We start from the raw sequence: 19,758 nt of genomic DNA, 5'->3' as shown, positions 1-19,758 counted from the left end.
CCGAGCGCTGCGACCAAACCTTTTTGAATTTTTTGGAGGAGAAAAACTCATGCCCAAAGCAATCCGTATTCACCAGCACGGTGGTCCCGAAATCCTGCGTTGGGAAGAAGTTGAAGTCGGTGACCCCGGCCCCGGTCAAGTGCGTATCCGTCACGGCGCGGTCGGGCTGAACTATATCGACGTGTACCATCGCACCGGCTTGTACCCGCTGCCGTCACTGCCCTGGACACTCGGCATGGAGGGCGCGGGCCGCATCGAAGCAGTCGGCGATGGGGTGACCGAATTCAAGGTGGGGGATCGGGTGGCCTACGCCAGCCCGCCGGTCGGCGCTTACGCCGAAGTCCGGCTGATGCCCGCCGACCGGGTGGTGGCATTGCCCCACGCCATCGACGACCAAACCGCCGCCGCCATGATGCTGCAAGGCATGACGGCGCAATATCTATTACGCCGCACCTACCGGGTGCAAGCGGGCGATGCGATCCTGTTCCATGCCGCCGCCGGCGGCGTCGGGTTGATGGCGAGCCAATGGGCGCGACATCTGGGCGCGACCGTCATCGGCACGGTCGGCAGCGACGAAAAAGCGGAACTGGCCCGCGCTCACGGCTGTCATCATGTCATCGTCTACAGCCGCGAGAAGTTTACCGAACGGGTGCGGGAAATCACCAACGGCCAAGGCGTGGCGGTGGTGTACGATTCGGTCGGCAAGGACACCTTCATGGGTTCGCTGGATTGCTTGCGGCCGATGGGCATGATGGTCAGCTTCGGCAACGCTTCGGGACCCGTCGCACCCTTTGAGACCGGGATTCTAGCCGCCAAGGGTTCGCTGTTCCTGACCCGGCCGACCCTGATGACCTACACCGCCAAGCGCGCCGATTTGGTGGCCAGCGCCGAGGAACTGTTCGATGTGGTGGCGAAGGGTATGGTGAAAATCGAGATCCATCAAACCTATCCGCTGGCGGAAACCGCTCAAGCGCACCGCGATCTGGAAGCGCGCAAAACCACCGGCTCGACCGTGCTGCTGCCCTGATACCCTGTGCTATTGAGGCGAGTTCCGACCATCCAAAGAGGCTTAACGTGCATCAACACCATATCGCCGTGATCGGTGCGGGGATCGTCGGTCTGACTCAGGCCTTATGGTTGCAGCGCCAGGGCCATCGCATCACCCTGTTCGAACGCGGCGGCGAAGCCCTCGACCATCATTGCAGCCACGTCGGGGCCGGTATGTTGTCGCCTTATTGCGAGCTGAGCGAGGCCGAAGTCGAGGTGGCGCGCTGGGGTGCCGCCGGGCTGCCGCTGTGGCAGCGGCTCGTGCCGACGCTGGCAACACCTGTCCATCTAAGCTGCGAAGGGACGCTGGTGGTCGCGCATTCCCACGACCGGACCGGAATGCATCATCTGGCCGAACGGATCGAGCGCGCTGGTTTCGGAGCCTACCTGCGCTGGCTGCGGCGAGAGGATGTCCGCGAGCTGGAGCCAGAATTGGAAGGACGCTTCGGGGAAGGGCTTTATCTGGCATCCGAAGGGGAAATCGACCCGCGCTCGCTGCTGCCGGCCTTGGTCGAGACGCTGCGTCAGGGTGGCGCGACGCTGTGTTTTAAAACCGAAGTCGAGCGTCTTGCGTCGGGCGAAATCACGGTGCGGGGCACGCGCCAGACCTATGACTGGGTGCTTGATTGCCGGGGCTTGGCGGCCAATGATCGGATAACGGATTTGCGCGGGGTGCGGGGTGAAATTTTGACGGTACGCACCCGCGAGGTTCGGTTGTGTCGGCCGATCCGCATGATGCACCCTCGTTATCCGTTGTATATCGTGCCGCGCCCGAACGATCGTTTCGTGATCGGCGCGACCAGTATCGAAAGCGATTCGCTGCGACCTGTGACCGTCCGCTCGGCGTTGGAATTGCTGTCGGCGGCTTACGCCTTGCACCCGGCCTTTGCGGAAGCGGAAATTGTGGAATTGAACGTTCAGTGCCGGCCGACCTTTCCCGACCATCTGCCCCGCATCATCCGGCAAGATAAGCTGTTGCGGATCAACGGCTTGTACCGGCACGGCTACCTGCTTTCGCCGCTGGTCGCGGAAACGGTCGCCGCCTTCATCCGCGACCGTCGCCGGCTGGAACAGACGGCGGCGCTGTGGAGCGAGGCCGCCGCCGCATGAAGTTGGAAAGCACCTCGACTGGCGAACCTGACAGTATTTGGAGGCCCGGCATGATCATTGAAGTCAACGGTGAGAAGAAAGAACTGGCGAACCTGCGTTCGCTGGCCGAAGCCATTGAAGCCTTGGGTTACCAAGAGGCTCGAATCGCGGTGGCGTGCAATGAGGAGTTCGTACCGCGCTCCCGGTACGCCGCTCTTCAGCTACAGAACGGCGATCGGCTGGAAATTGTCGCGCCGATGCAGGGAGGTTAGCCATGACGGTACCCGCCGCATCGCCGTGGGAAATCGGAGGCCGTTCGCTGCGTTCGCGGTTGTTGCTGGGGACCGCGCGCTATCCGTCGCTGGCGGTGTTGCAGCAAGCCATCGCCGCCGCCGGCTGCGAGACCGTCACCGTCTCATTGCGGCGAGAATCCGCCAGCGAGCGCGCTGGAAGCCGTTTCTGGACGACGATCAAGGAGCTAGGCGTGCAGGTCTTGCCGAATACCGCCGGCTGCAAGACCGTCAAGGAAGCGCTGACCACCGCCGAAATGGGCCGGGAAATCTTCGAAACGTCCTGGGTGAAACTGGAAGTCATCGGCGACGATTACACCCTGCAACCGCATCCCTTTCTGCTGGTCGAGGCGGCCGAAGTCCTGTGCCGGCGGGGGTTTCAGGTGTTTCCGTACACCACGGAAGATCTGGTGGTGGCCGAACGGCTGGTTCAGGCCGGTTGCTCGATCCTGATGCCGTGGGGTGCGCCCATCGGTTCCGGTCAGGGCCTGAACAATCCCTACGCGCTGCGCACCCTGCGCGCCCGTTACCCGGATCTCACGTTGATCGTGGATGCCGGAATCGGCAAACCTTCTCACGCCATCGCGGCGATGGAACTGGGCTACGACGGGGTGCTGGTCAATACCGCCGTCGCTCGCGCCACCGATCCGGTCCAGATGGGGCGGGCTTTTGGTCTGGCGGTCGAATCCGGCCGGCTGGCCTACCTCGCCGGCACGATGCCGGTGCAGGAAATGGCCGAGCCGAGCACACCGGTCACCGGTACGCCGTTTTGGCATCAGGCCTAGGCGCGCTTCAATGAAAACGGCCGGCAGTTACGGTTTTTATCCCGTGGTCGATGACGTATCTTGGGTGCGCCGCTTTTTGCCCTTGGGCGTGCGAACCCTCCAGCTTCGGCTCAAGAATCAGGCGGAGTCTGAAGTGCGGCGGCAGATCCGCGAGGCGCTGGCGGTCGCCGCCGATTACGACTGCCAGATGATCGTCAACGACTACTGGCGGGAGGCGATTGCGCTAGGAGCGGCGTGGCTGCATCTGGGACAGCAGGATCTGGCGGGGGCCGACCGCGCGGCGATTCGCGCGGCGGGGATTAAATTGGGCATCAGCACTCACAGCCCCCAGGAACTGCTCAACGCGCTCGATGCCACGCCCGATTACGTCGCGCTAGGGCCGATCTACGAGACCACGCTGAAGAAAATGCCGTGGTCGCCGCAAGGGCTAGAGCGGATCGGTGAATGGAAAGCGCGCTTCGCCTGCCCGCTGGTCGCCATCGGCGGCATCACGCTGGAACGAGCGCCGGCGGTGCTGGCGGCGGGGGCGGATGCGATTGCGGTCGTTTCCGACGTGCTGCGCGCACCGGACCCCAACGAGCGGGTTAGGGCTTGGCTGGCGCTGTTCCGCGAGCCGTCAGCGCGTCCGATGCCACCGCCTGCTTGAGACGCTGCCTGACGATGATCGATCCGATTCAGCCGCTTTCGACTGTGACGGTGAATGACTTCAGCCCCGAGGAACAACTGCGCTATGCGCGGCAGATGGTGTTGCCGGAAGTGGGGGCGGAGGGGCAGCGGAGATTGCGGCAAGCAAGCGTGTTGGTCATCGGGGCGGGCGGGCTGGGCGCGCCGGCCTTGCTCTACCTGGCCGCCGCCGGCGTCGGCCGGTTGGGCATCATCGACCCCGACCGAGTGGAGTTGAGCAACCTCCAGCGCCAGGTTTTGTATGACGCGACAGATTGCGGCGGCGTCAAGGTCGAACAAGCCCGCCAGCACTTGCTCGCCTTGAATCCCAATCTGTGCATCGACGTTTATCCCGAAGCCTTTACCGTGGCCAATGCCGCTGGTTTGATCGCGGCCTACGAGCTGGTGATTGAAGGTTCGGATCGCTTCGCTACCAAATATCTGGTCAACGATGCTTGCGTGCTGGCCGGCAACAAGCCCTACATCGGCGCCAGCATCCGCTCGTTTGCCGGGATGCTGGCGGTTTATGCCGCGCCCGGCGGACCCTGCTATCGCTGCCTCTTTCCCGAAATGCCGGACCCTGCCACCGTGCCGTCTTGCGCCCAGGCGGGCGTGTTGGGAACCGTTCCCGGTCTGTTCGGCGTATTGCAGGCGCACGAAGCGCTCAAGCTGATTTTGGGCATCGGCGAGCCGCTGGTCGGCGCGTTGCTGACCGTGGACTTATTGACCATGCGCTTGCAAAAATTGCGGCTGCCGCGCGATCCGCATTGTGTGGTATGCGGCGACACACCCTCGATCGTCACCCTCGCCGAAACCGACTGGGCTTGCGCCGCGCAAGCGGCCAGCGCGGCGGATGCGGCAGCCGCGGAAGACGCGACTGTCTCCGCCGACGGCTTGCCTTGGCTCAGCGTCGCGGCCAGCCGGCGACGGCCCGCATTACGTTGGCTCGATATTCGCACTCGGGCCGAGTTCGAGGCCGGCCATGTTCCCGGCGCGGAACACGCCCCGCTGGATCAGCTCGAACGTTTCGCCGAACGGGCCGCCGGCGCTACCGGCGAATTCTTACTCTATTGTCAGGGCGGGGCGCGAACGGTCCGCGCCTATGCGTTGCTGGGCCAACGGCTGCCGGGACGCCTGTGGTTATTGCAGGGTGGATACGACGCGTGGCTGCGCGACCGGCTCGCGGCAACGCCCGCCAGCGACGGTCGCTAGCCGCTGGCGTCATCCGCCATCAGCGCGCTGACGTGCGCCGCCGCGCTGGCGGTCAGCGCCGACAGGTTGTAACCCCCCTCCAACACCGACACGACCCGGCCTTGGCAGAATTTCCGGGCGACCGCCACAATCCGCTCGGTCAGCCACCCATAATCATCCTCGTTGAAATTCAATTCGGCGAGCGGGTCTAGGTAATGCGCGTCGAAACCGGCCGAAATCAGGATGAGTTGTGGTTTGAATTGTTGCAACGCGGGCTCGATATCCTCCCGCCACGCCTCTCGCAGTTCGGCCGAACCGCTGCCGGCCGTCAGCGGAACGTTGATGATGTTGCCGACCCCGCGCTCGCTGCGACGTCCGGTACCGGGATAAATGTAGGCTTGATGGGTGGAAATATAGAGATAGGCCGGGTCGCGTTCGAAGGCGGCTTGAGTGCCGTTGCCGTGATGCACGTCGAAGTCGATCACCGCCACGCGTTCCAAGCCGTGGGCCATGCGGGCGTGGGCGGCGCCGATGGCCGCGTTGCCGAACAGGCAAAAACCCATCGATTGGCTCGGTTCGGCGTGATGGCCAGGCGGGCGAATCGCGCAGAACGCGGTGCTGGCTTGGTCTTGCAAGACGGCATCGACCGCCGCGCACACCGCCCCGGCCGCCCGCAGGGCGGCCTCGCCGGATTGCGGCGAGACGATGGTGTCGCCGTCGATGGCGTAATAACCCTGTTTGGGAATTCCAGATAGGATGCGCTCGACGTGCGCGGGCACGTGAATCCGGGTCAACTGATCGATGCTGGCCAGCGGAGCCTCGCGCCATTCCAGGGCGGCAAAGGGAGCCGCTTTCAAAGCATCGAGAATGGCGACCAGGCGGGCGGCGCACTCGGGATGGCCGTAGCCGGCATCGTGTTCCAGGCAGACCGGATGCGTGTAGAGCAGGGTGGTCATGGCCGCGAGCCCTCATGATCCGGAAGTTCGTGCTTGATCGTGGCGCGGCGCAGCGCTTTTAAAACATCCTCACGCGAGATGATACCCACCAGTCGGTTGTTCTCCACCACCGGCAGGCTTTTGGTGCGCATTTCCACCAGCTTTTGCAGCAAGCGGCTCAGTGGCAGTTTCGGACTGACGCTGGTCGGATCGCGGGTCATCACTGTTTCAATCGCTTGCTCCATGATGTCGTCATAGCGCGGAGCGATGGCTTGCGGGTCCAGGCTGAACGCCTTGAGTACGTCAAATTTGGTCAGAATGCCGAGCAAGCGCCACTGCTCGTCCACCACGGGCACGCCATTGAAATCGTGGGTCTCGAACAGTTCTTCGACTTCGCGAAGTTTGGCTTTGGGACTGATGACGATGGGATCGGCGGTCATCGCATCGCGGACTTGGTATTGCAGGAATTCGTACATCGTGGAGCGATCCTCCGGCAGAGGCGGGTCGGCGGCGTCACGCGCGCCCGCATGTGAAAGGGCCTCCTTGTATTTTAGGCGGACCGGAGCACGGCGTCTGCTTGATTGGCGCCAGCGCTCAAGGGTGCCTGCAAGGCAGGGCCGCCGCGTCGCACCGCGTGACGTCCCGCCTGTTTCCCGGCATACATCGCGGCGTCGGCGCACTTGAGCAGACCGGCGGCATCGTGGCCGTCTTGCGGCGCGAGCGCGAAGCCGACGGTCAATCCCACCCGACAGTCCTGGCCGAACACCGTGAACGACTGCTGGAAGGCTTCGAGCAGCTCGCGGCCCAGCATCATCGCTTCCGCCTCGCCCGGCAGCGAGCCGGCCACGATGACGAATTCGTCGCCGCCGAGGCGCGCGACGATGTCGCCGCGGCGCAGTTGCTGGCGCAGGCGCTGGCCCACCTGCACCAGCAGTTCGTCGCCCGCATCGTGGCCGAGGTTGTCGTTGATGGCCTTGAAGCCGTCAAGGTCGAGCAGATAAACGGCTAAAACGGTATCAGGGCGGCCGGTGAGCAGCGCGTTCGCCAGCGCTGCATTCAGACCGCGCCGGTTCGGCAGGCCGGTCAGGGCATCGGTGCGAGCCAGCGATTCGAGGGATTTTTTCTCCAGTTCGGATTGTTCGGCGGCGCGTCGGACGGATTCGATATTCAATCCCAGCACCCGTACCCAGACCAGCATTTCCGCCAGCCAGCCCCATTGGAATGAATGCTGGCTCCAGACGCTCGCCGGCAGCAGCCCGCGCAGCAGGCCGGCCATGGCGATGGAACCCAGCAAGTAGGACGTCCAGCCCAGCAGCATGTAGACGCCGATCGGATCGCGCCGGCGCGCCCGGCTCCAGGCGGCCGGTACGGCCTGAAGCATCAGCAGCAGACCCAATATCGTGGCCGAGATTTGGGTGGCGCGATAGTCGAACAGGCCGAGCAATGAGGCGAGGAACGCCGCGACCGATCCGGCGGACACCAGCGCCAGTCCGCGATGCAGCCGCGGATTATTACAGCGGGTGTTGAGTGCGTGCGCCACGAACTGACCGCCGGCGGCCAGTGCGAGCAACAACGCCGTCGGCGCGAGCCGGAGCGTCAGGCTGGTCTGTTCGTTCCAGAAATACTGTTGCGCGATGCCGAAGTACGCCAGGAAAAATACTGAAGAGCCGCAAATCATGACCGCGTAAAGTCCGAATAGTCGGTTGCGCAGGCTCCACCAGTGAATCAGGCTATAGACCAGCAAGGTCGCCGCGATGCCCGTGATCAGTCCTTGGACGAGCTGAACGCGGTACTCGCGCAATTGATGCTGTTCGGGTTTGAGCAGCGCCAGCGGCAGCACCATCGCGCTGGGCGTGCGCACGCGCAGATAGAGCTCGTAACGCTTTCCGGCGGACAGCGGCAGCAGGGCGGCGTGCGACCGGCTGGGTAAGGGCCGCTGGGCGAACGGCTGCGCCGCGCCGAGCCGCCGTTGCAGGATCAATTCGCCATCTCCGAAGAGGTAAAGTTCGGCTTCGTGGATCGAGGGGTAATCAAGATCGAACACCCAACGCCCGTCGCTGTTGGCCACCCGCAGCAGCAAGCGCAGCCAGACCGTATCTTGGCGCGGACCCAGATTGCCCTCAGGCCCGACGGGCGCGGCAAACCCCTGCGGGTCGCGGCGGACCTCATCCGGCGTCAGGCTGTGAGCGGCGTCGCCGCGCACCATGACCGCAGGCCAAGCCAAGGTCTGGGGGCGAGCGTCATCCAGCACCAGTTCCGGCGGTGTCGCGAACGCCGTCGACAGACTCAGCAGCAAAGCCAGCGCGACGACCCAGGCCGACAAACGGCGCGACACGGTGGTAAACATGGAAAAATAACGACAGTTAATGATTTGATCGGCCAATCACGTGGTGTATCGCTCCCGCAAGACGATGCTTTAATTGTATTCAAAATCCGTTCCAAAATCCGTTCCAAAATCAGCGAGGGGCAATGGCGCGGTGTCCGCTAGCGTTCGAGCCGCAAGCGTTTCGGGCACTTGTTGCAAGGCGTTTTCCAGCACCTCGATTCCCGCGCCCGGACGGTGGACGCGTTCGCTGAGATGGCGTCGCCAGGCCCGCGCGCCCGGCACGCCTTGGAACAAACCGAGCAGATGCCGGGTGATGCAATGCAGCGGCGTGCCCTGCCGCAACTGACGTTCCACGTAAGGCAACAAGTTCCGGATGATTTGGTGGCGGCTGGGTATCAGCCGGGTGGAGCCCCAAAAACGTCGGTCCACTTTGGCCAGCAGATAAGGATTTTCGTAAGCGGCGCGACCGATCATCACGCCGTCGACTTGCCGAAGGTGTGCCGCAACCTGTTCCAGACGGCTCAGTCCGCCGTTGAGAATGATGGTCAGATCGGGAAAATCCCGCTTGAGCCGGTGAACGGTGTCGTGACGCAGCGGGGGGATTTCGCGGTTTTCCTTGGGGCTCAGGCCGGTCAACCACGCCTTGCGGGCGTGAACGATGAGGATTTGACAGCCGCTCTCAGCGATCTGGCCGACGAAATCGACCAGTTTTTCGTAACTATCGCGCTCGTCAATGCCGGTGCGGGTTTTGACCGTGACCGGCAGATCGACCGCCGCCCGCATCGCCGCCACACAAGCGGCCACGAGCGCGGGTTCCGCCATCAGACAAGCGCCGAACCGACCCGATTGCACCCGGACACTGGGACAGCCGACGTTCAGATTCACCTCATCGAAACCGAGGTCGGCGGCGATGCGGGCGGCTTGCGCCAGTTCGGCGGGATCGCTGCCGCCCAATTGCAGGGCCAAGGGATGCTCGGCGGGATCGTAGGCCAACAAGCGGTCCCGAGCGCCGCGCAACACCGCGCCGGTGGTGACCATTTCCGTGTATAGCAGCGTGCGCCGCGTCAGCAGCCGCAGGAAAAACCGGCAATGCCGGTCGGTCCAGTCCAGCATGGGCGCCACGCTGATCCGGCGGTCGAGCATTCGGTTCTCCATCGGCGCTAAGGACGCGAGAGTGGCACTTTAGGTCTGGTCGCCGCCCGCGCGTCCCACCAGTCCCTCATTATTTTTTGGCGAACAACTCATCGAAGAATTGTTGCATGGCGAGCCACGAGCGGGTATCGGCAGCCGCGTTGTAGGCGGCTCCCTTGCTGTTGTCGGCCCCGTTGGCGGGATTGGTGAAGCCGTGCACCGCACCGCCATAGGCGATCAACTGCCAGTCCACGTTGCCCGCCCGCATTTCCTGTTCGAAGGCCGCGACTTGGTCGGGCGGTACGTACGGGTCATCGGCTCCGTGGAGCGCCAGCATCTTGGCGCGGATGTTTTTCGCGTCCTGGGGCGTGGGCGTGTCGAGACCGCCGTGGAAGCTGACGACGCCTATCACGTCGGCGCCGCTTCGGGCCAGTTCCAGTACCGTGGTGCCGCCGAAGCAATAACCGATAGCGGCGACCTTATCCGCCGCCACGCCCGACTGCGCCTTGAGGGCGGCGAGGCCAGCCGCCGCCCGCGCCCGCAGCAGCGGCCGGTCCTTCTTATAGGAACCGGCGAGTTTGCCGGCTTCATCGCGGTCGGCGGCGATCTTGCCATCGCCGTAGATGTCGGCGGCGAGGGCGATGTAGCCGAGTTCGGCCAGTTGTTCGGCGCGGCGCTTGGCGTAATCGTTCAACCCCATCCATTCGTGGACGACCAGAACGCCCGGTAGTTTGCCCTTCGCCTCCTTGGGATAGGCGAGATAGCCCACCAGTCGGGCATCGCCTTGGCGGTACTCCACCACCTTGGTTTCGATGGCGGCCTGGGTCAGGGCAGGGGATAACAGAGCCAGCAGCAACAACAAGTATCTAGGCATGAGGGTATCTCCAAAGATTTGAGCGGTCGTCCGCTCGCCGGTGGTGTCGGTATAGACCCTCAAAGTGTAGCGGTCGGTTCCGGTTTGAAGGCGGCGGTTCAGCGCAAGGCCGCCACGGTCTCGCGCACCAGTTCCGGCCCGCGATAGATGAAGCCGGTATACAACTGCACCAAACTGGCGCCGGCGGCGATCTTGGCGGCCGCGTCAGCGCCGCTCAGAATGCCGCCCGCCGCAATGATCGGGATTTTGCCGGCGAGATTGTCCGCCAACTGCCGCACGATGGTGGTGGAACGGTCGCGTAAGGGCGCGCCGCTCAGACCGCCCGCCTCGCCGGAATGAGTCAGACGCTCAACGCCTGTGCGCGAGAAGGTGGTATTAGTGGCGATCACCGCATCGATCTCATGCTGCAACAACGCGCGAGCAACGGTTGTCAAGTCGGTATCGGCAAGATCTGGCGCGATCTTAAGCGCCAGCGGCGTGTAGCGGCCATGCTCGCCAGCCAAGCGGCGCTGTTCGTTTTTCAGAGACTCCAACAGGCGATCCAGCGCCGCGCCGTATTGCAGGTCGCGCAAGCCCGGTGTGTTGGGCGAGGAGATATTCACGGTGATATAGCTGGCCCACGGATAAACCTTGCGCAGGCCGATCAGGTAATCGTCGGCCGCCCGCTCGACCGGCGTGTCGGCGTTTTTGCCGATGTTGATGCCTAAAACGCCTTGATAGTCGCTGCGTTTGACCCGCTCGATCAGATAGTCCACGCCTTTGTTGTTGAAACCCATTCGATTGATTAAGGCTTTCGCCTCCGGCAAGCGAAAGAGTCGAGGCTTGGGGTTGCCCGGCTGGGGGCGGGGGGTGACGGTGCCGATTTCGACGAAGCCGAAGCCGAACGTTTGCCAGGCCCGAATGCATTCACCGTTTTTATCGAGGCCGGCGGCCAAACCGACCGGATTGGGGAAATCAAGCCCCATGACCCGCCGGGGAGCGCCCGCCCGCTCGATTGGAAGCAGGGCTCCCAACTTGCCTAACGGGCTGCTAAAGGTCTGGCGCAGCAAGAATAGCGCTCGGTCGTGAGCGGTTTCTGGATCGAGCTGGAACAGTAGGAAGCGCAGTGCCGGGTAGAACATCACGATCGATCGAGTATCAAAGGTTAGGTTGATGAACGTGGCCAGCCTCAGTGTGACGCATTGTCTGGGTCTTAGCTCTCTGGCGATACTGGCTACCCTGGTCGGACATTCCAAGCGTTTTTTGGCAATGGCGTCACGCCACAGGGCGGGTTGCAAAGCTTGCTTGAGCTGAGCTGGCGTCCGAGATCGGCTAGCGACCCGCCAGGATGGCATCGAACTCCGGCGTCGGGCCTGCTGCTGGGAATCCTGTTGTAATGCATATTTGATGGATAATCGCTAAATGCATTTTAGAGCGGTCATCCCCATAACTGGTAGCGACAAATTTGGTATTGCCAAGTAAATATATTTGATGAATGGAAGTGAAATGAACGCAAATTAAGCCGTTTTAGGTTGCGACTGAAACGTTTGTAAGGCATTATTGGCGCGGTTTCGACGGGATTCGAAGCGGAAACGTAGCGAGAGCCCTATTGACAAGGAAGGATTCTCAGGCTGCCCCGCTAAGAAGATGGTCAGCCGGCCTCACGCCGGTACCCGAGGCGTGACACCTGCCAACATGCCGTTTCCCCGTTGCTGGCTTTCTTTGCGGTTCGACGCCCCTTCTTGTGGCTTTTCGGGGTGAAGAACAGCGCGCAACACGTTCTAAGGCGGACTATCTTACCGCCCTAACAAGTAGACAGTGAGTAAATCTGATGCGTAAGGTTCTAGTTCTGAGCACAGCGGTAATCGAGGAAAATCTCCTCGAAAAGATTTCGGCGGCTGACTGGGAGGTCTATTCGGCGCAAGAAGCGACTCCGGCACGAACGCTGTTGACGGAGCATACCTTTGAGGTGGGGCTGGCTATTTTGTTCAGCTGCGAGTCGGAACGGGCGATCCAGTGGTTGGTCGATCTGATTCTGGCGCGGCGCAAGATGCAGTGGGTCATGGTGCTGTCCCGCCAGTGCGTCGAGCGCAAGCTGCTCTCCACCGTCATCGCCGAACACTGCTACGATTACCATACCCTGCCCATCGAGCCGCAGCGCTTGGTGGTGACGCTGGGTCATGCCTATGGCATGGCCACGCTGACGGAAAACACCCTCCGCCAGCAGCGCGAACTGGAGTCGCAATACGGCTTGATCGGCAACAGCTTGGTCATGCAAACCCTGTTTCGCGGCATTCAGAAGGCGGCGGAAGTGGATGTGCCGGTCCTGATCACCGGTGAAAGCGGGACCGGCAAGGAGCTGTCGGCGCGGGCCATTCACGAATACTCCGCCCGCGCGGCCTCGGCCTTCATCACCATGAACTGCGCCGCTTTGCCCGTCAACCTGATTCAGTCGGAGCTGTTCGGGCATGAAAAAGGCGCGTTCGCCGGCGCCAACGAGCGCCGGATCGGCCTGATCGAATCGACCAGCGGCGGCACCTTGTTTCTCGACGAAATCGGCGATCTTCCCACCGAAGTGCAAGCCAACCTGCTGCGGTTTCTGGAAGAAAAGAAAATCCATCGGCTGGGCGGCACCAAACCGATTCCCGTCAATGTCCGGGTGATCGCCTCGACCAATACCAATCTCGACCAGGCCGTGCGCGATGGCCGCTTCCGCGAAGATCTTTATTATCGGCTGAACGTATTGCATCTGCGCACGCCCAGTTTGCGGGAGCGCAAGGGCGACGTCGAACTGCTGGCCCGGTACTTCTTCACCAAGTTCGCCGCCGAGAACAAGACCTCGGCCAAGGGTTTCAGCCGCGACGCGCTGGAAGTCATCAACCGTTACGACTGGCCCGGCAACGTCCGCGAATTGATGAACCGCACCCGCCGCGCGGTGCTGCTGAGCGAAGGACCGCACATCACGCCCAACGATCTGGAGCTGGAGCGGCGCTCGCTGGGTCGGGGTTTCGTCACGCTGGACGAGGCGCGCATGGCGGCCGACCGGGAAGCCATCCAAGCCACCTTGCTGCGGACCCGCTTCAATATCGCCCGCGCCGCTCAGGAACTCGGGGTTTCGCGCATGACGCTGTACCGGTTGATGGAGAAATACGATATCCGGCGGGATAATACCTAAATCGGTACGTCCGGCGAGCGAGAAACACGGCTCTTCGGCGAGCCGTGCCACTGGCGGGCTGCTCGCCGCCGGGGTGTGCTGAGCTACCAGAAATTGCCCTGGAGCGCCTGAGTCACATCGAGGTTCAGTAGCGCCAGGGCATCCGGCTATCCCAACGACCCGGAACGTCGCGACGCTGAACATGGCCGGCACTCCTTCATCCTTCGATTCCAAAGCGTTTCTCAAAACGCTAACTGCCTTGCCCGGCGTCTACCGGATGCTGGACGAGCGCGGCGAGATCCTTTATGTCGGTAAGGCCCGCAATCTCCGGCAGCGGGTCACCAGCTATTTCCGGGAAAACCACGGCTCGGCGAAGACCGCGAGCTTGGTCGCCCATATCCGCGCGATCGAGGTGACGGTTACCCATACCGAAACCGAAGCGTTGCTGCTGGAAAGCATTCTGATCAAGGAGCATCAGCCTCGCTATAACATCTTGTTGCGCGACGATAAAGGTTATCCTTATATCCATGTTTCCGCAGGCGATTTTCCCAGGCTATCGCTGCATCGCGGCGCCAAGCGCGCGCCGGGCCGCTATTTTGGCCCCTATCCGAACGCGACCGCCGTCCGCGACACGTTGCACCTTTTACAAAAAATCTTTCGCTTGCGCTCGTGCGAGGACAGTTTTTTTCAGGGCCGCCGTCGCCCCTGCCTGCAATACCAAATCAAACGCTGCACCGCTCCTTGTGTCGGATTGATCGATCGTGACGGTTATCACCAGCAGTTGCAGGATGCCGTTTTGTTTCTGGAAGGCAAAAGCGGGCAACTGGTCAACGGCCTGGTGCGGCGGATGGAGGCGGCGGCGGGGGCGCTGAATTTTGAGGAAGCGGCGGCTTATCGCGACCAAATCGTCGAATTGCGGGAAATTCAGCACCACCAGCACATCGAAGGCGAAAGCGGCGATCTGGATGTGATCGCCTGTGTGACCCGAGGTGGCGTGGCCTGCGTTCAAGTCTTCGTCTTTCGTGATGGCCGCTTGTTGGGCAACCGGGCTTTTTTTCCGCAATTGCCCCAAGAGGAGGGGACAGCCGCCGTACAGGCCGCTTTTCTGGCACAGTATTATCTTGAAAAGGACGTTCCAGCCGAAATTCTCATAACGCCCGAGCCGCTGGATGGCCCCTTGTTAGCTCAGGCCTTTTCGGAGCGGCTCGGGCGGCGTGTCACTCTTTCCTCGCGGGTTCGGGGCGGGCGGGCGCACTGGTTGGAAATGGCGCGGCGTAACGCGGAACTCGCCCTGGCCGCGCATCTTGCCAGCCGGGCCGGCGTGCGGCATCGACTGGAAGCGTTGCGGGACGCATTGGGCCTTGAAACCGAACTGGCGCGTTTGGAATGTTTCGACATCAGTCATACCCAAGGCGAGGCGACGGTCGCGGCGTGTGTGGTGTTCGATGGGGAAGGGCCGCTCAAGTCCGCTTATCGGCGCTATAACATCGAGGGCATCACGCCGGGCGATGATTACGCCGCGTTGCATCAGGCGCTGGCCCGGCGCTATGAGCGCGCGCGAGAAGAGGGCGCTCGCTTGCCGGATATCGTGTTCATCGATGGTGGTAAAGGCCAATTGGCGCAGGCGGGCGATGTTCTGCAACAATTACGCCGAGCCGGCGTCATCGTGATCGGTGTCGCCAAAGGCGCCGGACGCAAGCCGGGCCTGGAGACCCTCTACTTGTTCGATAAGGACCGCCCCATCATACTGCCAGTCGATTCAGCCGCCCTGCATTTAGTGCAACAGATTCGCGATGAAGCGCATCGCTTCGCCATCACCGGCCATCGGCGGCGGCGGGCCAAGGCGCGCACGACCTCCGCGCTCGACGGCATCCTCGGTATTGGACCCAAACGCCGTCAGGCGCTGCTCAAGCAATTTGGCGGGCTGAAACAATTGTCGCGGGCAGGCATTGAGGATATCGCCCAAATCGATGGAGTCAACGCCGAACTGGCGCAACGGATTTACGACGCCTTCCATGGCGAAGGCTGAGCGCGTCGAGCATGTATTTGAACTTGCCTACCTGGCTGACCCTGTTGCGGATCGCCTTGATTCCGGTTTTTGTGGCCGTGTTCTTCCTATCGTTCCGGGGAGCTAATCTTTTGTGTAGCGCCTTATTTGGGTTGGCCGCGCTGACCGATTGGCTGGACGGTTATCTGGCGCGCCGGCTCGGACAGACCTCGGCGTTTGGCGCGTTTCTGGACCCGGTCGCCGACAAGCTGATGGTGGCGGCGGCTCTGGTGTTGTTGGTGCAGGCGATTCCTACCCCGTTGATGGCGGTCGCCGCCGCCATCATCATCGGCCGCGAAATCGCCATTTCGGCCTTGCGGGAATGGATGGCGCAATTGGGCAAGCACGCGCGCGTGGCGGTCTCGACGGTCGGTAAAATCAAGACCACCGCCCAGATGGTGGCTGTGCTGCTGTTGTTATACCGGGAGCCGTTGTGGTTTTTTCCGACGCTGGAGGTGGGCATGGGCTTGTTGGTGGTCGCGGCGGCGCTGACGCTTTGGTCGATGCTGCACTATCTGTTGGCGGCGTGGTCGGTGCTGCGTTGCGGAGAGGCTTGACGGGGTGCTTTTTTCTACTAGAATAGCGGATTCACGCAGCGGGAATAGCTCAGTTGGTAGAGCACAACCTTGCCAAGGTTGGGGTCGCGAGTTCGAGTCTCGTTTCCCGCTCCAACTATACCAAGCCTCGAATTCTCGGGGCTTTTTTGTATCCCCGGCGGTTTTTGATAGCCGGGGTCTTGCAGCGCAGGGCTAGGTGGCAGAGTGGTCATGCAGCGGCCTGCAAAGCCGTGGACGCCGGTTCGATTCCGACCCTAGCCTCCAAATTTTACTGTTGCTGGTGTGGTGGAATGGTATACACACAGGACTTAAAATCCTGCGCCGTTAGCCCGGCTTGTGGGTTCGAGTCCCACCACCAGCACCATATTCCCCCATTCCCCGTCCATTGGATCCGGCGCTACCGCAAGGGTGATCGCGCTGTGAACGGGTTGCAGTCAAGCGCTGTTCGGCTAAAAGCACCTGATCGGTTCGGTCAGGGTAAGCCGACGCGCGGCGTTTCCAAGTTACGGCGAAACAGCGTCGCGATGTGACCGATCCGTTGGACCAGCGTGGCTTCCGCGGTCGCACAAATCTCCGCGATCAGCGCTTCACGGGCCTCGCGGTCCCCGGCATTGACCCGAATTTTGATGAGTTCGTGATGGTCCAGCGCCAGCAGAATTTCGCGCATGACTGACGGGCTGAGGCCAGCCTCGCCGATGATGACGACCGGCTTGCGGGAATGGGCCAAGGCTTTGAGATGACGTTTCTGCGGATTGGTCAGGGCGAACACGAGCATGCCGGATAAGGTGAAAGATTCAGATAGTTTAACCAAGGGTAAGGGCCTGACGGTAGCCCCGAGCCCGTTGAACGAGGTAAAACTAGATTTAGGGGTCATCCTGACGGTGGGAGGGCTGCTGCTGCTGGTGCAAGGCCGGGTGACCGATGACTTGACGCTGCAATTCCTGTTGTTGTTGAGCTACGGGCTGCTGGGCATGGCGTGGATCGTGACGCGCGTGCGACGGGTGGTGGCGAAGCTCGCCCGAGAGCGGAAACTCAGTTCAAATGGCTCGTAGCAAAAGCAGCGCCCGCTGGTTGCGGGAGCATTTCACCGATGAGTATGTGCTCCGCGCCCGCGAGGAAGGCTACCGGTCTCGGGCAGCTTACAAGCTGCTGGAAATTCAGGAAAAAGACCGCTTGTTACAGCCCGGCATGACCGTGGTCGATCTGGGGGCCGCCCCCGGCGGCTGGTCGCAGCTCGCGGCCCGATGGGTCGGCGCGAAGGGCGCGGTCATCGCCTTGGATCTGCTGCCGGTGGAACCGTTGCCGGGAGTTGTCGTTTTAGAGGGCGATTTTCGCGAGGCTGCGGCGCTGGAACGCTTGTTGCGAGAATTGGCCGGCCGGCCGGTGGACCTTGTAATTTCCGATATGGCCCCCAATACCAGCGGTATCAAAGCGGTCGACCAGCCACGCATCATGTATCTGGCCGAACTGGCGCTGGATTTCGCCCAGGACCGCTTGCGGCCCGGCGGCGGTTTCCTGGTCAAGGTTTTTCAAGGTGAAGGCTTCGATCCCTTCTTGAAAAACGTGCGCGCGGCGTTTGCCACGGTCGTGGCGCGCAAGCCCAAAGCGTCGCGCGCGCGCAGCGCGGAGCAGTATTTGTTGGCCAGGAACTATCGCGGGGGGACCGGTCTAAAAAATTCGCCTTTATAACGATTTCCTGTGGATAATGCGAGGTCGGGCGGTGAAGGTTCTCAGTTTCGTCTTGCAGCGTTGAGGTATATGCCTTGAACGATATGGTAAAAAATATCCTCTTGTGGGTGGTCATCGCGGTCGTGCTGATGTCCGTGTTCAACAGCTTCGGACCCAAGGTGGCGCCATCCGCCCAGATGTCCTACTCGCAATTCCTTCAGGACGCCAAGCAAGGTCGCATCGCCCAAGTCATCATCGATGGCCGAGCGATTCAGGGCCGCAACAGCAGCGGCGAGCGGTTTACCACGTACAGCCCGGAAACCGACAACAGCGCCATGATCGGCGAGTTGCTCAACCACGGCGTGGATATCGAAGGGCAGCCCCCCGAAAAGCAAGGGCTGCTGATGCAGATTTTCATCAGTTGGTTCCCGATGTTGCTGCTGATCGGCATTTGGGTGTTTTTCCTGCGCCAGATGCAAGGCGGCGGCGCGGGCCGAGGCGCGATGTCTTTCGGCAAGTCGCGCGCCCGGATGATGAGCGACGATCAGATCAAGGTGACTTTCGCCGATGTGGCCGGCGTGGACGAGGCCAAGGAGGAAGTAGCCGAATTGGTGGAGTTCCTGCGCGATCCCGGCAAGTTTCAGAAGCTCGGCGGCAAGATCCCGCGCGGCGTGCTGATGGTCGGCTCGCCCGGCACCGGTAAGACCTTGCTCGCCAAGGCCATCGCCGGCGAGGCCAAGGTACCGTTCTTCTCGATTTCCGGTTCCGACTTCGTCGAGATGTTCGTCGGCGTCGGTGCCTCCCGCGTGCGCGACATGTTCGAGCAGGCCAAGAAGCACGCGCCTTGCATCATCTTCATCGACGAAATCGACGCCGTGGGCCGCCATCGCGGCGCGGGCTTGGGCGGCGGTCACGACGAACGCGAGCAAACCCTGAACCAATTGCTGGTCGAGATGGACGGCTTCGAGGGCAATGAGGGCATCATCGTCATCGCCGCCACCAACCGCCCGGACGTGCTGGACCCGGCGCTGCTGCGGCCCGGCCGCTTCGACCGCCAGGTGGTGGTGCCGCTGCCGGACGTGCGCGGGCGCGAGCAGATTCTCAAGGTGCACATGCGCAAGGTGCCGCTGGCCGACAACGTCAAACCATCGGTGATCGCGCGCGGCACCCCCGGCTTCTCCGGGGCCGATCTGGCCAATTTGGTCAACGAGGCCGCCCTGTTCGCCGCCCGTTCCAACAAGCGCGACGTGGATATGGACGACTTCGAAAAGGCCAAGGACAAGATCATGATGGGGGCCGAACGCAAATCGATGGTGATGAGCGAAGACGAGAAAAAGCTCACCGCCTACCACGAAGCCGGCCACGCCATCGTCGGCCGGCTGGTCCCGGCGCACGATCCAGTCTATAAGGTCAGCATCATCCCGCGCGGCCGGGCGCTGGGGGTGACCATGTTCCTGCCGGAGGGCGACCGCTACAGCTTCAGCAAGCAGCGGTTGGAAAGCCAGATTTCCAGCCTGTTCGGCGGACGGATCGCCGAATCGATCATCTTCGGGCGGGAGCACGTGACCACCGGCGCGCAGAACGACATCGAACGCGCCACCGATCTCGCCCGCAACATGGTGACCAAATGGGGCCTGTCCGACCGGCTGGGGCCGTTGACCTACAGCGAGGACGACGGCGAGGTGTTCCTGGGCCGCAGCGTGACCCGCCACAAGAACGTCTCGGATGAAACCGCCCACGTCATCGACGAGGAAATCCGTTCGATCATCGATCGCAACTACCAGCGTTCCGAGGAGCTGCTGCGGGACAACCTGCCCAAGTTGCACACCATGGCCGAAGCGCTGATCAAGTACGAGACCATCGATTCCGAGCAGATCGACGACATCATGGCCGGGCGGCCACCGCGCGAGCCAGCGGATGTTGGCGCCGATCAGGAACCCCCGAGCGACGGCACGAAAATCGATCTGGATAAAGAGCGGCCGGACGCCGGAAAGATCGGGGGTCCAGCCCAGCAGCATTGAG

General features: G+C 62.3%; 19 protein-coding genes and 3 tRNA genes. 15 read left to right on the top strand and 7 right to left on the bottom strand.

Annotated features, from left to right (window positions below):
- Positions 1–49: 49 nt before the first annotated feature.
- From IPK09_11395 to IPK09_11370, 6 genes are read left to right on the top strand one after another with little or no spacing between them, the layout of a single operon-like run.
- Positions 50–1,027, top strand: a complete 978-nt coding sequence (locus tag IPK09_11395; GenBank protein MBK7984217.1) for a quinone oxidoreductase — start codon at positions 50–52, stop codon at positions 1,025–1,027.
- Complete coding sequence (thiO, locus tag IPK09_11390) at positions 1,027–2,157, top strand: glycine oxidase ThiO (protein MBK7984216.1); 1,131 nt, start codon at positions 1,027–1,029, stop codon at positions 2,155–2,157. Before IPK09_11395 ends, thiO begins: the two co-directional genes overlap by 1 nt.
- A gap of 50 nt (positions 2,158–2,207) precedes the next feature.
- The gene (gene thiS, locus IPK09_11385) at positions 2,208–2,408 is read left to right on the top strand and encodes a sulfur carrier protein ThiS (GenBank protein ID MBK7984215.1); all 201 of its coding nucleotides are present in this window, start codon (positions 2,208–2,210) and stop codon (positions 2,406–2,408) included.
- 2 nt (positions 2,409–2,410) lie between these two features.
- Complete coding sequence (locus IPK09_11380) at positions 2,411–3,211, top strand: thiazole synthase (GenBank protein ID MBK7984214.1); 801 nt, start codon at positions 2,411–2,413, stop codon at positions 3,209–3,211.
- A gap of 10 nt (positions 3,212–3,221) precedes the next feature.
- Positions 3,222–3,857: a thiamine phosphate synthase gene (locus IPK09_11375; protein ID MBK7984213.1), complete on the top strand. Its 636-nt coding sequence runs from the start codon at positions 3,222–3,224 to the stop codon at positions 3,855–3,857.
- A gap of 14 nt (positions 3,858–3,871) precedes the next feature.
- On the top strand, positions 3,872–5,086 hold the full coding sequence (locus tag IPK09_11370; protein MBK7984212.1) for a HesA/MoeB/ThiF family protein: 1,215 nt from the start codon (positions 3,872–3,874) through the stop codon (positions 5,084–5,086).
- Here the strand turns inward: IPK09_11370 and IPK09_11365 are convergent.
- The 6 genes from IPK09_11365 to IPK09_11340 all read right to left on the bottom strand — a co-directional run bounded on the left by IPK09_11365 (position 5,083) and on the right by IPK09_11340 (position 11,452).
- Positions 5,083–6,021 carry a histone deacetylase family protein gene (locus IPK09_11365; GenBank protein ID MBK7984211.1) on the bottom strand — a complete coding sequence of 313 codons (939 nt, stop codon included), beginning with the start codon at positions 6,019–6,021 and terminating at the stop codon, positions 5,083–5,085. The two genes, IPK09_11370 and IPK09_11365, sit on opposite strands and share 4 nt — an antisense overlap.
- A complete protein-coding gene (locus IPK09_11360) occupies positions 6,018–6,476 on the bottom strand; it encodes a CBS domain-containing protein (GenBank protein MBK7984210.1) in 459 nt (152 codons plus the stop codon). Before IPK09_11360 ends, IPK09_11365 begins: the two co-directional genes overlap by 4 nt.
- 74 nt (positions 6,477–6,550) lie before the next feature.
- A complete protein-coding gene (locus IPK09_11355; protein MBK7984209.1) occupies positions 6,551–8,347 on the bottom strand; it encodes a GGDEF domain-containing protein in 1,797 nt (598 codons plus the stop codon).
- A 69-nt stretch (positions 8,348–8,416) separates the two neighbouring features.
- Positions 8,417–9,481 (bottom strand): tRNA dihydrouridine(20/20a) synthase DusA, encoded by a 1,065-nt coding sequence (dusA, locus tag IPK09_11350; GenBank protein ID MBK7984208.1) that lies wholly within the window; start codon positions 9,479–9,481, stop codon positions 8,417–8,419.
- A 67-nt stretch (positions 9,482–9,548) separates the two neighbouring features.
- A complete protein-coding gene (locus IPK09_11345) occupies positions 9,549–10,331 on the bottom strand; it encodes a dienelactone hydrolase family protein (GenBank protein ID MBK7984207.1) in 783 nt (260 codons plus the stop codon).
- Positions 10,332–10,429: 98 nt separating this feature from the next.
- Complete coding sequence (locus IPK09_11340; GenBank protein ID MBK7984206.1) at positions 10,430–11,452, bottom strand: quinone-dependent dihydroorotate dehydrogenase; 1,023 nt, start codon at positions 11,450–11,452, stop codon at positions 10,430–10,432.
- A 689-nt stretch (positions 11,453–12,141) separates the two neighbouring features.
- On the opposite strand from IPK09_11340, the gene IPK09_11335 reads away from it, so the two are divergent.
- The 6 genes from IPK09_11335 (at position 12,142) to IPK09_11310 (ending at position 16,432) form a co-directional block, all read left to right on the top strand.
- On the top strand, positions 12,142–13,485 hold the full coding sequence (locus tag IPK09_11335; GenBank protein ID MBK7984205.1) for a sigma-54-dependent Fis family transcriptional regulator: 1,344 nt from the start codon (positions 12,142–12,144) through the stop codon (positions 13,483–13,485).
- A 181-nt stretch (positions 13,486–13,666) separates the two neighbouring features.
- On the top strand, positions 13,667–15,493 hold the full coding sequence (uvrC, locus tag IPK09_11330) for an excinuclease ABC subunit UvrC (GenBank protein ID MBK7984204.1): 1,827 nt from the start codon (positions 13,667–13,669) through the stop codon (positions 15,491–15,493).
- Between the two features lie 11 nt (positions 15,494–15,504).
- Positions 15,505–16,068, top strand: coding sequence for a CDP-diacylglycerol--glycerol-3-phosphate 3-phosphatidyltransferase (gene pgsA / locus IPK09_11325; protein MBK7984203.1), 564 nt, complete (start codon positions 15,505–15,507; stop codon positions 16,066–16,068).
- Between the two features lie 38 nt (positions 16,069–16,106).
- Positions 16,107–16,182, top strand: a tRNA-Gly gene (locus tag IPK09_11320).
- A 76-nt stretch (positions 16,183–16,258) separates the two neighbouring features.
- Positions 16,259–16,332, top strand: a tRNA-Cys gene (locus tag IPK09_11315).
- A gap of 12 nt (positions 16,333–16,344) precedes the next feature.
- Positions 16,345–16,432: transfer RNA gene (locus tag IPK09_11310), tRNA-Leu, on the top strand.
- A 108-nt stretch (positions 16,433–16,540) separates the two neighbouring features.
- Here the strand turns inward: IPK09_11310 and IPK09_11305 are convergent.
- Positions 16,541–16,843, bottom strand: coding sequence for a YhbY family RNA-binding protein (locus tag IPK09_11305; protein MBK7984202.1), 303 nt, complete (start codon positions 16,841–16,843; stop codon positions 16,541–16,543).
- Between the two features lie 10 nt (positions 16,844–16,853).
- On the opposite strand from IPK09_11305, the gene IPK09_11300 reads away from it, so the two are divergent.
- From IPK09_11300 to ftsH, 3 genes are all read left to right on the top strand, one after another.
- Positions 16,854–17,120, top strand: a complete 267-nt coding sequence (locus IPK09_11300; GenBank protein ID MBK7984201.1) for a hypothetical protein — start codon at positions 16,854–16,856, stop codon at positions 17,118–17,120.
- Positions 17,110–17,757 carry a 23S rRNA (uridine(2552)-2'-O)-methyltransferase RlmE gene (rlmE, locus tag IPK09_11295; GenBank protein MBK7984200.1) on the top strand — a complete coding sequence of 216 codons (648 nt, stop codon included), beginning with the start codon at positions 17,110–17,112 and terminating at the stop codon, positions 17,755–17,757. The genes IPK09_11300 and rlmE overlap by 11 nt, the downstream gene beginning before the upstream one ends.
- Positions 17,758–17,840: 83 nt before the next feature.
- Positions 17,841–19,757 carry an ATP-dependent zinc metalloprotease FtsH gene (ftsH, locus tag IPK09_11290; protein MBK7984199.1) on the top strand — a complete coding sequence of 639 codons (1,917 nt, stop codon included), beginning with the start codon at positions 17,841–17,843 and terminating at the stop codon, positions 19,755–19,757.
- The last annotated feature ends 1 nt before the right edge of the window (position 19,758 follow it).

The sequence above is a fragment of the Candidatus Competibacteraceae bacterium genome (assembly GCA_016713505.1).
In the GTDB taxonomy this organism is placed as follows: domain Bacteria; phylum Pseudomonadota; class Gammaproteobacteria; order Competibacterales; family Competibacteraceae; genus Competibacter_A.
The sequence above is the reverse complement of the archived record's forward strand: the minus strand, read 5'-3'. Positions and strand labels throughout refer to the sequence as shown.

Coding starts and splice junctions, on each gene's coding strand:
- IPK09_11395 (MBK7984217.1), top strand. CDS start 50: ATGCCCAAAGCAATCCGTATTCACCAGCACGGTGGTCCCGAAATCCTG.
- thiS (MBK7984215.1), top strand. CDS start 2,208: ATGATCATTGAAGTCAACGGTGAGAAGAAAGAACTGGCGAACCTGCGT.
- IPK09_11380 (MBK7984214.1), top strand. CDS start 2,411: ATGACGGTACCCGCCGCATCGCCGTGGGAAATCGGAGGCCGTTCGCTG.
- IPK09_11375 (MBK7984213.1), top strand. CDS start 3,222: ATGAAAACGGCCGGCAGTTACGGTTTTTATCCCGTGGTCGATGACGTA.
- IPK09_11370 (MBK7984212.1), top strand. CDS start 3,872: ATGATCGATCCGATTCAGCCGCTTTCGACTGTGACGGTGAATGACTTC.
- IPK09_11365 (MBK7984211.1), bottom strand. CDS start 6,021: ATGACCACCCTGCTCTACACGCATCCGGTCTGCCTGGAACACGATGCC.
- IPK09_11360 (MBK7984210.1), bottom strand. CDS start 6,476: ATGTACGAATTCCTGCAATACCAAGTCCGCGATGCGATGACCGCCGAT.
- IPK09_11355 (MBK7984209.1), bottom strand. CDS start 8,347: ATGTTTACCACCGTGTCGCGCCGTTTGTCGGCCTGGGTCGTCGCGCTG.
- dusA (MBK7984208.1), bottom strand. CDS start 9,481: ATGGAGAACCGAATGCTCGACCGCCGGATCAGCGTGGCGCCCATGCTG.
- IPK09_11345 (MBK7984207.1), bottom strand. CDS start 10,331: ATGCCTAGATACTTGTTGTTGCTGCTGGCTCTGTTATCCCCTGCCCTG.
- IPK09_11340 (MBK7984206.1), bottom strand. CDS start 11,452: ATGTTCTACCCGGCACTGCGCTTCCTACTGTTCCAGCTCGATCCAGAA.
- IPK09_11335 (MBK7984205.1), top strand. CDS start 12,142: ATGCGTAAGGTTCTAGTTCTGAGCACAGCGGTAATCGAGGAAAATCTC.
- uvrC (MBK7984204.1), top strand. CDS start 13,667: ATGGCCGGCACTCCTTCATCCTTCGATTCCAAAGCGTTTCTCAAAACG.
- pgsA (MBK7984203.1), top strand. CDS start 15,505: ATGTATTTGAACTTGCCTACCTGGCTGACCCTGTTGCGGATCGCCTTG.
- IPK09_11305 (MBK7984202.1), bottom strand. CDS start 16,843: ATGCTCGTGTTCGCCCTGACCAATCCGCAGAAACGTCATCTCAAAGCC.
- rlmE (MBK7984200.1), top strand. CDS start 17,110: ATGGCTCGTAGCAAAAGCAGCGCCCGCTGGTTGCGGGAGCATTTCACC.
- ftsH (MBK7984199.1), top strand. CDS start 17,841: ATGGTAAAAAATATCCTCTTGTGGGTGGTCATCGCGGTCGTGCTGATG.